13 protein-coding genes are annotated in these 12,185 nt (G+C 69.7%); 10 read left to right on the top strand and 3 right to left on the bottom strand.

Annotated elements, in window-relative coordinates:
- Positions 1–105 precede the first annotated feature (105 nt).
- From ACFTQE_RS18560 to ACFTQE_RS18550, 3 genes are all read left to right on the top strand, one after another.
- Positions 106–1,038, top strand: coding sequence for a hypothetical protein (locus ACFTQE_RS18560; RefSeq protein WP_376926456.1), 933 nt, complete (start codon positions 106–108; stop codon positions 1,036–1,038).
- A gap of 83 nt (positions 1,039–1,121) precedes the next feature.
- Positions 1,122–1,994, top strand: a complete 873-nt coding sequence (locus ACFTQE_RS18555) for a hypothetical protein (RefSeq protein ID WP_376926455.1) — start codon at positions 1,122–1,124, stop codon at positions 1,992–1,994.
- An 86-nt stretch (positions 1,995–2,080) separates the two neighbouring features.
- Positions 2,081–2,872 (top strand): CPBP family intramembrane glutamic endopeptidase, encoded by a 792-nt coding sequence (locus tag ACFTQE_RS18550; RefSeq protein WP_376926454.1) that lies wholly within the window; start codon positions 2,081–2,083, stop codon positions 2,870–2,872.
- 65 nt (positions 2,873–2,937) lie between these two features.
- Here ACFTQE_RS18550 and ACFTQE_RS18545 read toward each other — a convergent pair whose 3' ends face one another.
- The 3 genes from ACFTQE_RS18545 to ACFTQE_RS18535 all read right to left on the bottom strand — a co-directional run bounded on the left by ACFTQE_RS18545 (position 2,938) and on the right by ACFTQE_RS18535 (position 5,827).
- Complete coding sequence (locus ACFTQE_RS18545; RefSeq protein WP_376926453.1) at positions 2,938–3,756, bottom strand: CPBP family intramembrane glutamic endopeptidase; 819 nt, start codon at positions 3,754–3,756, stop codon at positions 2,938–2,940.
- A gap of 187 nt (positions 3,757–3,943) precedes the next feature.
- The gene (locus ACFTQE_RS18540; RefSeq protein ID WP_376926452.1) at positions 3,944–4,474 is read right to left on the bottom strand and encodes a hypothetical protein; all 531 of its coding nucleotides are present in this window, start codon (positions 4,472–4,474) and stop codon (positions 3,944–3,946) included.
- Between the two features lie 9 nt (positions 4,475–4,483).
- Positions 4,484–5,827, bottom strand: a complete 1,344-nt coding sequence (locus ACFTQE_RS18535; RefSeq protein ID WP_376926451.1) for an MFS transporter — start codon at positions 5,825–5,827, stop codon at positions 4,484–4,486.
- 63 nt (positions 5,828–5,890) lie between these two features.
- On the opposite strand from ACFTQE_RS18535, the gene ACFTQE_RS18530 reads away from it, so the two are divergent.
- The 7 genes from ACFTQE_RS18530 to ACFTQE_RS18500 form a co-directional block, all read left to right on the top strand.
- Positions 5,891–6,517, top strand: coding sequence for a CGNR zinc finger domain-containing protein (locus ACFTQE_RS18530; protein WP_376926450.1), 627 nt, complete (start codon positions 5,891–5,893; stop codon positions 6,515–6,517).
- A gap of 160 nt (positions 6,518–6,677) precedes the next feature.
- Positions 6,678–7,445: a FadR/GntR family transcriptional regulator gene (locus ACFTQE_RS18525; RefSeq protein ID WP_376926449.1), complete on the top strand. Its 768-nt coding sequence runs from the start codon at positions 6,678–6,680 to the stop codon at positions 7,443–7,445.
- Positions 7,446–7,568: 123 nt separating this feature from the next.
- On the top strand, positions 7,569–8,663 hold the full coding sequence (locus ACFTQE_RS18520; RefSeq protein WP_376926448.1) for an enolase C-terminal domain-like protein: 1,095 nt from the start codon (positions 7,569–7,571) through the stop codon (positions 8,661–8,663).
- 32 nt (positions 8,664–8,695) lie between these two features.
- Positions 8,696–10,051: an ABC transporter substrate-binding protein gene (locus ACFTQE_RS18515; RefSeq protein ID WP_376926447.1), complete on the top strand. Its 1,356-nt coding sequence runs from the start codon at positions 8,696–8,698 to the stop codon at positions 10,049–10,051.
- Positions 10,048–10,989: a carbohydrate ABC transporter permease gene (locus ACFTQE_RS18510; RefSeq protein ID WP_376926446.1), complete on the top strand. Its 942-nt coding sequence runs from the start codon at positions 10,048–10,050 to the stop codon at positions 10,987–10,989. Before ACFTQE_RS18515 ends, ACFTQE_RS18510 begins: the two co-directional genes overlap by 4 nt.
- The gene (locus ACFTQE_RS18505; RefSeq protein ID WP_376926445.1) at positions 10,986–11,909 is read left to right on the top strand and encodes a carbohydrate ABC transporter permease; all 924 of its coding nucleotides are present in this window, start codon (positions 10,986–10,988) and stop codon (positions 11,907–11,909) included. Before ACFTQE_RS18510 ends, ACFTQE_RS18505 begins: the two co-directional genes overlap by 4 nt.
- 3 nt (positions 11,910–11,912) lie before the next feature.
- The coding region (locus ACFTQE_RS18500) for an L-rhamnose mutarotase (RefSeq protein ID WP_376926444.1) at positions 11,913–12,185 on the top strand (273 nt) is incomplete at its 3' end.

Genomic DNA, 12,185 nt, shown 5'->3' with positions numbered 1-12,185 from the left:
GGCGCGAGGGCCGGGCGTTCGTGCGTCAGCGGCGAAGGAGGGGTCGGCCGCGCCGTGACCGACAACGACGATCCTGGGCCGCAACGCTCAGGTTATGATCGCGAGATGACGGACCCGAACGTGTTCCGCCGACTGACCCGAGTCGGACCGAGGCCATTGAGCTTGCTCGTTGCCGCAGCGGCGATCGCACTCATCGTCGGCAACGTGGGGCGGGCGACGATCGTCGACGCCGACTCGCGAGTTCAGTTGCTGTCTGCTGTCGAAGAAGAGAACACCGCCATCGATCGGGTCGTCGCGATCGGCGCGATCGCGAGCAACGCGCGAGCCGCGGCGGAGTCATGCATCTCTCGGGTCTCCGAGCGCCTCGACGAGGCTGCGAAAGGCGACCCGAAGCTGCCGGCCGGGTCGATCGAGCTCGCGGCGCAGGTTGCGGAGACGGCGTCGCTCGAATCGCCACGAGCGGTCGTCTTCGCTCGTCCGCAACTGCCGGTGGCCGGTGCCGGCGTCACCGAGCTGCGGGCGTCGCTGGTCGACGTCGCCGACGCGCGACTCCGCGTCACGCACTCTGTCCGCTCCGTCGCCGACGGAGCAGTACGGGCGACTGCGAGATGTGCCGAGGTTCGACACGTGTTTGCTGCGTTCGTCGCCAGCGTGCGCACTCGCACCGACGAACTGCTCGCGGCGAATCCGAAGGCGGCGAGAGAGGCGACGGCAGAACTCCAGGCTGCCCAGGTCGCCGTTGCGGTTGGAGACTCCGGCGCGGCGCCCCGATGGATCGCCGCCGTCAACGCGGTCGAGGCCTCGCACGCCCTCGCGGTACGTGTCGAGGCCGAAGCCGCTGCTGCTGCTGCCGCTGCCGCTGCCGAGTCAGCATCGCGGAGCGAGCGGGTCGCGACATTCAGCGGGAGTCCGCCGCCGGTCATGCTCGGGTCCCGGGACCCCGCGAAGTTCCTCGAGCAGTGCAAGGTTTCGTCGCTGTGCAACCCGTACGGCACTGTCGGCTCGGACCCCTCCACCTGGCCGACGCCGATGGGGTGAGCGCTGTGCCGGCCACGCCACGGCTGCGGCGTTTCGGGGGCGGCACTGATGCGCGACCGCGCCGATCGAGGGATGCTCCACGGATGAGCGGAGCCCTGCCCGAAGCCGACGACGCCACCGGTGCCGGTGCCGGTGAGCCTGTCGCGCCCGATCGACCGGTATTCGACCTGCGAGCGCGCGTCGTCGAGACCGTCGTGCTCGTGGCATCCGTCGTCGTGCTTCGCCTGTTGGGCGTGCTGTTGCTCGTCGTCTCGTCGAACGGGCTGAACGTGACCGAGGTGCTGCTTCCACTCGTCGTCATGGTCTTCGACCCGAACCTGCTGGCGTGGGTCGCGCTCACCGCGGCCGTGCAGTTCGGACTGCGGTCGATGCGCCGGCCCGGTCGATGGGCGTTGATCGTGCTCGCCGCGCCCGTCGCGGTCGTGCTGGCGACCGCCGCCCGCAGCCTCCCGAGCCTCGCGGGCGCCGGCTTCGGCGCGTTCCTCGGCAATGGCATCGCCTGGATCGATGCCGGCATCCTCACCGCCGTCGTCGCGCTCGGCGTCGCGTTCACCGCGGCATTCCTCAGCCGGGAACGGCGCACCTCCGCGAGGATCGCGGGCGGGCTGCTCGCCCTCGGCGGACTGCTCGTGCTCGTGCTCCTCTGGCAGGCCTTCGAGACGTACTTCACGCTCTGGGGCTCGCCGGTGGTGGTCACGCCGGCGCAAGAGGACCGGTACCTCATGACGGCCGCGCTCACGCTCGTCGCCGTCGTCGGCGCCATCGTGTTCGCCGCGATCAGCCGCCGGCGCGGGCTCATCATCACCTCGTGCATCGTCGGATGCCTCGGCCTGATCGTCGCGTTCGCCGTGCCGGTTCCGGCCGACCGCTTCTTCCCCGAGCAGGCGCCTCCGACCGAAGCGCCCCGCGGCCCGACGTGCATGGGCGAGGGCGATCCGAACTGCATCGGCGGATAGTGCTCGCCCCTCCGCCGCGCCGAGCAGTGCTGCTGGGATACTGAGCTGTCGCTGCCGTGGCGACCCCTCCGTAGGAAAGGAATCGCATGCGCGTCGCACCCCGTTGGTGGATCGGAATCCTCGTCTGGATCGCCTACGTCGTCGTGGTCTTCACCGTTGGGTTGCTCTCGGGAGTGCCGTACGACCAGTACGGCGACAGCGGCGACACGCTCTTCCGGGGCCCCGTGCTGTTCCTCGCCGCAGGTGCCGTGCTGCTCGTCATCGCGACGAGTGTGCTCGGCTGGTGGAAGCCCGCGCTCCGCGACGAGCGCCGCAGCCGTCACGCCTGGCCGATCATCGCGCCGGCGCTCATGGCCGTCGCCATCGTGATCTCACTGACCGCCGGGGTCGACTGGTCGGGCATCGACGGCGGGTACCTTGCAGGGCTGCTGCTGCTCGGCGCGCTCGTGGGCTTCAACGAGGAGCTCGTGACCCGAGGCATCCTGCTCACGAGCCTGCGCGGCACCGTGCGCGAGGTGTGGGTGTGGTTCACCACGAGCGCGCTCTTCGGGCTCATGCACGCCACCAACCTGTTCTCCGGGCAGGATCTGCTGCCGACGCTGCAGCAGATGGGCATCGCGTTCCTCGGCGGCACCGCGTTCTACATCGTCCGTCGCGTCTCGGGGAGCCTGATCTGGGCCATGGTGCTGCACGGCGCCTGGGACTTCACGACCTTCGCCGTCGGCCACGCGCCGGGCGCGGTCGCGTTCGGGCCGTTGCTCGGCACGATCGCGCAGGCGCTCGCGCTGGTGTTCGTCTTCTGGACGTTCCGGAGCAAGGGGGAGGATGCCGCGCCGGCGGAGTCCGCGGTCGGCACGGTGCGAACCTCGGCAGGCTGACCGACCCGCACCCGTTCTTCGGTGAGAACGCCCGGCCCTCATCGCGAGGGCCGGGCGTTCATCGTTCAGCCGGCCGAGATGCCGGCGCCGCTCGTGGCCGGTGCGGGCGAGACATCCAGCCGCTCGTTCGCTCCCCGGATCACGAAGGCGACGACCGCGAGGCCGACGATGCCCGTGAAGAGGTAGACGACGTTCGCGATGGCCGCGATGTCGGCCGCGTGCCCGACCCCGGTCGCGAACACCGAGAAGTCCCAGACGCCGTGCAGCACCATCGCCCAGATGAGCGAACCGGTCGCGCGGCGCAGGATGTAGAACGCCGTGCCGCCGAGGAACGCGGCGAAGACCTGCATGGTCGTGTCACCGGCGGGGGCGCCGAGCAGCACGTTGATGTAGTGCGAGAACCCGAACAGCGCCGAGCTGATGAACCACACCCAGCCTTCGCCGAGCCGGCTGCGCAGCGCAACGAGCATCAGGCCGCGGTTCACGAGTTCCTCGGTGAACCCGACCAGCAGCAGGGCGACGGATGCCGCGAAGAACGCCCCGCTGTAACTGGCCCAGTCGGTGCCCGCGAGGTTCATCACGGCCGCGACCGCGACGAGGATCGGCACGAAGATCGGCCAACGGTGCCGGCTGCGTTCACGGTCGAAGAGCGCTGGGCGCCACCAGCCGAGCAGGCTCGTCGTGATCGCGAGCAGCACGGTGGCGACGATGAGCGACACCCCGCCGCCGAAGAAGAGGTTGCCCGCGCTGTCGCCCCACTGGTCGTAGGGAATGCCGCTCGCCGACTGGATCGCGAGGACCAGCGCGAGGTAGGCGAGCCAGATCACGAGCCCGATCCAGATGCGGGGGCGAACCTTCAGCGGTGCTGCGGTGGTCGTGGTCATGGAACTCCTCTGATCGTGGCGGTCCGATCCGGCACCCCGTGCCATCGTCTGTCGTCGATCCGATTCTCTCGTGCCCACGAAGTGCGAGGCGTAACCGCCTCGCAGCGTCGCACGTAACCGTGTGAAGTCGCAGCGGTAACCGGTCGAAGACGAACGCACGGCTCTCCTCGTGAGGGTCGGGCGTTCGTCAATCCCGCTCGGGTCGTTCGGGCGGCCGGTACCGTCGCCCGGTGCCTGCATGAAGGGCGATCCAGCCGCCGCCCTCGACCTCGCCGGAGGCTCGTCGCTCCGCGGCGCGCTTCGCCAGCTCGGCCCGCTGAGCCCGCGCTGCGTCGGCCCAGGTCGTGAAGATCGCGGCGGCTTCGGGGTTCGTCGGCGCATTCGTCGAGCGGACCCTCGCATGGCGCGGCCCGAACCAGACGCCGCTGGGCACGTCGAACTCGACTTCGAAGGCCGATCCGAGCTCGTCGCCGAGGCGATGCGCGAGCTCCTGGCGCTCGCGATCGACGCGGGCGGGCAGCTCGGGCGACCGCCACTGCTGCTCGTGATCGAGACCTTCGTCGTGCAATCGCCCCCATGCTCGGAGCTCGGTGATCAGCTCGGAGCTGAGCCCGCTCTGCTCGTATCGAACCGGGTCGGGAAACCAGACCACCGACGAGGCGTGGTCGTACATCAGCCGCACGATCTCGGTGTCGTACCGATACTCGTTCGCTCCCATTCTCCGATCCTACGAGCGGTCGCGCGCGCGTCCCTCGGGCGCGCCGGTGGCAGCGGCCGCGTGGTCGGCCGCACGATCGGGGTCCCGTCGTTCGGCGATGGCGAGCTCGGCGGGGTCGCCGATGCGGGGGAGCGGCGACAGGGCGACCCACACGAACGACCCGAGGCAGAGCAGGGCGCCGATCGCGAGCCCCGACCGCGTGCCGAGCAGCTCGCCGGCGAAGCCGCCCGCTGCGGCGCCGATCGCGATCGTGCCGAACGACACCCACCGCATGCTCGCATTCACCCGCCCGAGCAGCCGATCGGGGGTGCGCAGCTGCCGGATCGTCACGAGGATGACACTCGACAGCGTCGTGCTCGCGCCGTTCAGTGCGAACACCACGCCGAAGGTGGCGATGAGCCACGGCGTGCCCCACGAGGCATCCGCGAACGGAATGGCGAGGAGGGAGAGGCAGTTGACCGCCGCGCACCAGAGGATCGGGCGGCCCCCGCCGAAGCGACGCACGGCCGGCCCGGCGAGCACCGAGCCGACGAGGGCGCCGACCGCCCCGATCGCGAGCACGAGCCCGAGCTGGGCGGCGTCGAGGCCGAGGCCCTGCACGGCGTGCAGGGTGAACAGCACCATGATCCACTGGCTGAACGGGTTGTAGAGCGCCGAGAACCCGAGGTTCGCCACGAGGTAGCGGTCGCGTGCCACGAACCGCAGCCCGCCGCGGAGTTCGGCCAGGAATCCGCCGCTTCGCCCCGACGGGGCCTCGGGCGCACGGATGCCGGCGACCGAGATCGCCGAGACGACGTACCCGCCGGCCGTGACGAGCAGCGCGAACGGCGCGGTCACCGCCTGCACCAGCAGGCCCCCGAGGCCGGGGCCGCCGACCTGCACGGCCGACGCCGTCGCGGCGAGCCTGGTGTTGGCGCCGGGCAGCGCCGCCGTCGGCACGACGCTCGGCAGCACCGACTGGTACGAGACCTCGAACAGCACGGTGAAGCAGCCGATCGCAGCGGCGAGCACCGCGAGCGCCGGAACGGTCAGTGCACCCGCCACCGCGGCGATGACGATCGCGAGGGTGAGCACGGCGCGCGCCCAGTCGGCGGTCACGATGAGCGGGCGACGCCGATGCCGGTCGACGAGCACCCCGAGGGGCAGGGCGAGCAGCAGGAAGGGCAGCCAGCGGGCCACCCCGAGCAGGCCGAGCTCGATCGCCGAGGCGTGCAGCACGAGCACCGCGAGCAGGGGGAGCGCGAGCTCGGCGACCTGCTGCGCGGCGACGGATGCGCCTTCGGCGAGCCAGAGTCGTGCGAAGTCGCGCGACCACGATCGTCGCCGAAAGCTAATTGGTGATTCGCGTTGCATGCGTTACAGAGTGGCAGACGGAGTTGAATGGGTAAAGCCCGAATCAGGCGTTATGCTGGCCGAATGGATGCCTCGAACCGGGTGCGGTCACGCGAGACGTACGGGCAGGTCGGCGGCGCCGTCGCCCTCGACCTGGTCAACACGGTGTCGTGGCGCCTCAGCGCAGAGCGATGCATCGAGCACTTCGTCGACTTCGACGACGTGCAGCGGTGGGCGCACCAGCTCGGCCTCGTCGGCGACGCGCAGAGCGCGGCTCTCGGTCGTCTCGCCGACGAGCATCCGGCGGATGCCGCGGCCGAGGTTGCCCGGGTCATCGCGCTGCGCGAGGCGATCTACGCCGCCGCATACGAGGGCGCGTCGACACAGCCGCTCGTGGCGGCGCACGCCGAGGCCGTCGCGTCGGGTCGCCTCGACCCTGACGATCATGGTGCGGGATGGGCGTGGGAGTTCCCGGAGGACCTCGCCCTGCCTCGCCGGCGCATCGCGCTCGCCGCGGTCGACCTGCTGCTGCGCGACGATCTCGACCGGCTCGGCCAATGCTCGGATGCCGAGTGCGGCTGGGTCTTCCTCGACACCTCGCCGCGCCACAATCGCCGGTGGTGCATCGCCTCCGATTGCGGCAATCGCAACCGGGTGCGCGAGCACTACGCGCGTGTTCGCGCCACGGCGGACTCGCCGACTGGCGGCTGAATCGCCTGAGCGCGGACGCCTGGATCGCGGATAGATCAGATTCATTTGCTCACAGTGGGCGCAAACTTCACAGAAATCGCGTACTTAATGCGATTCATTGCGAGATCGATCCGTGTTGTGTAATACTCATCGAAGCAATTCGCTCGAAGAGGAGACACCCATGGCGGCAGTGGCGGCAGGCGCAGCAGACGAGGCCGGCGAGACGGTCGCTCCGTACCGGCCGGGCTACGAACTCGTCGCCGAGCAGCTGCTGCAGTACATCGCCGCGGAAGGTCTGCGCCCCGGCGACCGGCTGCCGACCGAGCAGGGCCTCGCCGAGATCCTCGGCGTCACGCGCAACGTCACCCGCGAGGCCGTCAAGGTGCTCTCGGCGCTCGGCCGGGTCAGCGTGCGCCGCGGCGCCGGCATCTTCGTGGCCGAGTCCAACGGCGTGCTCGCCGACGCCGAACTCGCGAACTTCCAGCCGACCGACATGGAGCAGGTGCTCATGCTGATCGACTACCGCCAGTTCACCGAGGCCGAGACGGCGCGTCGAGCCGCGACGTCGGCGACGCCCGTGCAGGTCCGCGCCATCCGCGACTCGGCGAAGACCTCGCTCGACGCCGGAATCGCCGATGACATCGACACGTTCGGCGCCGCCGACGCCGCGTTCCACACCGCGATCGCCGCTGCCGCCGGCAACGTCTTCCTGCAGGCGAGCGTTGCGAACACCCGCAAGTTCGCTGCGCAGTCGGATGTGCTGCTCTTCCACGGCGACGCCGCGGGCTCGCTCTCCGACGCCGGGGCCCAGCACGTCGAGATCGCCGAGGCCATCGCGGCCGGCGACAGCGAACTCGCCGCGACCCTGATGGTCGCACACATCGACACCACCAGAGCGCAGTTCGAGCACCGCATCCGCACGCGGTTGTTCTCGCGGCTCACCGACTGACCACCACCACTACGCACGGAGTTCGATGACGAGCTCCAGAACTTTCGCGCGCCCGCTCGGCGTCGCGCTCGATACCTGCGCCTGACCGTCACCGACTCCACCGCGAAACGAGAGAGCAACGCAATGAAGATCACCCACGTCGAGGTCCATCGGGTGCACGTGCCCGCGGCCGACCCGCCCTTCAAGTGGCGGGAGGGGCTCGCCGGCAGCGCCCCTGTCGGCGACGGAGCCGTGCTCCGCATCGGAACCGACACCGGTACGGAGGGAGTCGCGTTCTTCTCCCGCCCGGGCGCCACCATGATGCTCGAAGACCTCGTCGAGCGGGTGTACCGGCCCGAGCTGATCGGGGCCGACCCGCTCAACCGCGAGTGGATCTGGCACCGCTTCTGGGAGCTCGACCGGATCCACGAACTGCCGCTGCCCGCCTTCGGCCTCGTCGACGTCGCACTGTGGGACCTCGCGGGACGCATCGCGAACGAGCCCGTGTGGCGCGTGCTCGGCGGCTTCCGCACCTCGATCCCGGCGTACGCGTCGACCTCGACGTTCGCCACCATCGAGGAGTTCCTCGACGTCGCCGACCAGTCGCTCGCGCTCGGCTACCACGGCATCAAGCTGCACGCCTGGGGTGACGCGACGAAGGACGCCGAGCTCGCCCTCGCACTGCGCGCCCACGTCGGCGACGACGTGCCGCTCATGTACGACGGCTCGGCGGGCTTCGACCTGCCCGACGCGATCCGCCTCGGCCGTGCGCTCTCCGACGCGGACTACCTCTGGTATGAGGAGCCGATGCGGGAGTTCAGCGTCACCGCGTACGGCCGGCTCGCCGACGCGGTCACGGTGCCGCTCGTGGTCGCCGAGACCTCCGACGGCGCGCACATGAACTCGGCGGACTTCATCGCCGCCGGCGCCGCCACGTTCGGCGTGCGGGCCAGCGCGACACTGCGCGGCGGCATCACGGGTGCGATGCGCACGGCGCACCTCGCCGACGCGTTCCGGCTCCGAGCAGAGGTGCACGGTTCCGACATCCCGAACCAGCACCTGTGCATGGCGATCTCGAACACCACCTACTACGAGTCGCTCGTCACCTCGAACCCCGTTCGCCGCGAGGCGGCGGTCGACGAGAACGGGATGGTGCACGCGCCGACCGAGCCCGGCATCGCCCTCCCCGCTGGTCTCGACTACCCGGCCCCCGTCGCGGCGTTCGCCCGCGCCGCATGACTCACCCCCCAACCCCCTTGAAAGGAACGACAATGCAGTCAACCCCTCGATCCCGCGTCGTCCGACGCGGCGCGCTCGTCGTCTCGGCGATCGCGACCATCGCCCTGCTCGCGGGCTGCGCCAGCGCGGAGCAGTCCACGGCCGACGGCCCCACGACCTTCGAACCCGTCGAGCAGGTCGCCGGCTCGGAGATCGTCGTGTGGGCCGACTCCACCCGCCTCCCGTCGGTCGAGGCGTACCAGAAGGCCAACCCCGACGTGAAGATGGACATCGTCACGTACGACGGCGGAGCCGGCGGCTCGACCTACCTGCAGACGAAGGTGCAGCTGTTCGACCGCACCGACGAGGGCTGGCCCGACGTGGTCTTCGGCGCTCCGACCGACGTCACGTGGGCATCGAAGCCGACCTCGCCCGGTGAGACGCCGTTCGCGGCGCCGCTCAACGCGGACCTCGTCGACCAGGAGGTGCTCGACGGATTCGCGAAGGGTTCGCTCACCCCGTGCGAGGCCGACGGCAACACGTACTGCCTGCGCAACGACATCGCGCAGGTCGTGCTCTGGTACAACGACGCGCTCATGACCGAGTTCGGCTACGAGGTTCCGACCACGTGGGAGGAGTACCAGGCGCTCGGCGAGAAGGTCGCGGTCGAGCACCCCGGCTACCTCGTGGGATCGATCGGCGACACCAACTCGCACGAGTCGTACTTCTGGTCGGCGGCCTGCCCGGCGCAGGAGGCGGAATCCGCGGACACCCTGCGCGTGGCGCTCGACGACCCCGCGTGCACGCGCATGTCGACCATGCTCGACTCGCTCATCGACGCCGGCTCGCTGACCACCCAGGCGTTCTTCAGCCAGGGCTTCGACGGCAGCAAGGTGCTCATGGCGAACGGTCCGTCGTGGTACGGCAAGTACCTCTTCGACTCGGCGTTCAAGGTGCCCGCCGGTCAGATGGCGGCGGCAGCCCCGCTCAAGTGGGACGGCGAGAGCGAAGCGGTGACCGGCAATGTCGGTGGCGGCATCTGGATGGTGTCGGCCCACAGCAAGAACCTCGAGGCATCGACGGCCCTCGCCGAGTGGCTCACCACGTCTGACGAGAACCTGAAGGATGCCCCGACCTACCCCGCCTATGTCGCGGGCGCCGAGGTGTGGCTCGAGAATCCGGCCAACCGCGACTACTTCGCGAACGACATCACCGAGGCGTTCACCGTCGCCGCCGACGCCGTGTGGACCGGTTGGGCGAACACCCGCTTCGCGAGTGCGACCGCGTGGTCGAGCGTCGTGCTGCCCGCCATCACCGGTGGCGCCTCCCTGACCGACACGCTGCCCGCCTGGCAGCAGGCGATCACCGATGAGGCGGAATCGGTCGGATACACGGTCGTCAACGAATGACGACACTCGATGCCGGGCGCGCAGCCGCCCTCGTCGAAACCCAGCAGGTCCGGCGGCGCGTCCAGCGCCGCCGGCCCGGCTGGGCCGGGCTCGCCTTCGCCGCCCCGTACACCGCGCTGCTGCTCGCGTTCGGCGTGTTCCCCACGGTCTACGCAATCTACCTGGCGTTCACGAACGACCGCGGCCAGTTCACCGGGCTCGGCCAGTTCATCAAGGTCATGCAGGACTACCGGTTCGCGCCGGCGTTCCTGAACATCTCCGTCTACCTCGTGATGTGGCTCACCGTCGTGATCGTGCTCACGGTCGTCGTCGCCGTCATCCTGCGCGGACGCATGCGCCCCGGTCTGTCGGCGGTGTTCCGCTTCCTCTACTACATCCCCGGCGCGCTCGCCGGCGTCGCGAGCGTGCTCGTCTGGCTGTTCATGCTCGACCCCCATGTGAGCCCCGCCGCGGGCCTGCTCCGCGCCATGGGCTGGGAGACGTTCGCCGAGGTGCTCGACCCGGCCAACCTGCCGGTGATCTTCGTGATCATCGCGTTCTGGACCGGTGCAGGCGGATGGATCGTCGTCATGTACGGCGCGCTCAACAACATCCCCGACGAGGTCCTCGAGGCCGCACGGATGGACGGCGCCGGGCCGTGGAAGACCGCCTGGCACGTGCAGATCCCCATGATCCGCAAGTGGATCGTCTACATGGCGATCCTCGCCTTCGCCGCCGGCACGCAGCTGTTCGTCGAGCCGCAGCTCATGCAGACCGCGAGCCTCGGGCGCGTCAGCCCGACCTGGTCGCCGAACCAGCTGGCCTACGTGTTCGCGTTCCAGAACGGCGACTTCAACGGCGCCGCCGCGATCTCGCTGTTCCTGCTGCTGATCGGCGTGATCCTCGCCGTCGTACTCGTCACCCGCTCGGGTCTGTTCAAGGTGGATGAAGAAGAATGAGCGCAGTGCACTCCTCGACCGGGGCGTCCTCGGTCGGTCTCCGCCGGAGTCGTAGCGGTTCGTTCGCATCGATGGCCGTGGTCGTCATCGTGCTCGCGGCGCTGCTGGTGTTCTTCGTCGTGCCCGCGATCTGGGTGCTGCTCGCGCCGACCAAGACGGCCGCCGAGCTCATCTCGGAGCCGCCCCTCTCGTTCGGATCCTTCGAGCAGCTCGCAGCCGCGTGGACCCACCTCGTGGACTTCCAGGGTGGCGCCGTGTTCCAGTGGCTCGGCAACTCGGCTGTCTACTCGGGGCTCGCGCTGCTGTTCACCCTCGTGACGAGCGTGCCCGCGGGCTACGCGCTCGCGCTCACCCGGTTCCGCGGCCGCAAGCTCCTGCTCATGACGACCCTCATCGTGATGATCATGCCGTCGTCGGCGCTCGTGCTCCCGATCTTCCTCGAACTGAACCTGTTCGGGCTGATCGGCACGATCTGGTCGGTCGTGCTGCCGTTCTCCTTCTACCCGTTCGGCGTGTACCTCGTGTACATCTACTTCGCGACGAGCCTGCAGCGTTCGATGCTCGAAGCCGCGCGGATCGACGGGGCGAACGAGTGGCAGATCTTCGTCCGCATCGCGCTGCCGCTCGCGAAGCCCGTCGTCGCCCTCGTCGCCTTCTTCAGCTTCGTCGGCAACTGGAACAACTTCTTCCTGCCCTATCTGGTGCTGCCGAAGAGCAGCCAGTTCCCGATCCAGGTGGGCCTGAACCAGCTGCTGTCGTCGACGCCGTCGTTCAACCCGGTGGCCGGAGCCGGACTCGACATCACGAGCCCCGAGCTGGCCCTCGCGATCGTCATCGCGATCCTGCCGGTACTCGTGCTCTTCCTCTTCTCGCAGCGCGCGCTCGTGTCGGGCATGCTCGCGGGTTCGACCAAGGAATGACGGATGCCTGAGGCCTACAGCTTCACGACGACCCTCCGGCCGGGGGCGGAGCGTGGGTACGAGACGTTCCACGCTGCGATCCCGGCCGCGCTCGACACGGCGATGCGCGATGCCGGCGTGCTCGAGTGGCGCATCCACCGGAGCGGGCTCGTGCTGCGTCACGACGTGGTCGTCGCCGATCGGGCGACGATGGCGGCCACGCTCGACGCCGATCCCGTCAACGCGGCGTGGCAGTTCGAGGTCGCCCCGTTCCTCGCCGACGCGTCCGCAGATGCC

The organism is Agromyces sp. NPDC056965 (assembly GCF_042673425.1).
Classification (GTDB): Bacteria; Actinomycetota; Actinomycetes; order Actinomycetales; family Microbacteriaceae; genus Agromyces.
This window is presented reverse-complemented; position numbering and strand designations above follow the sequence as displayed.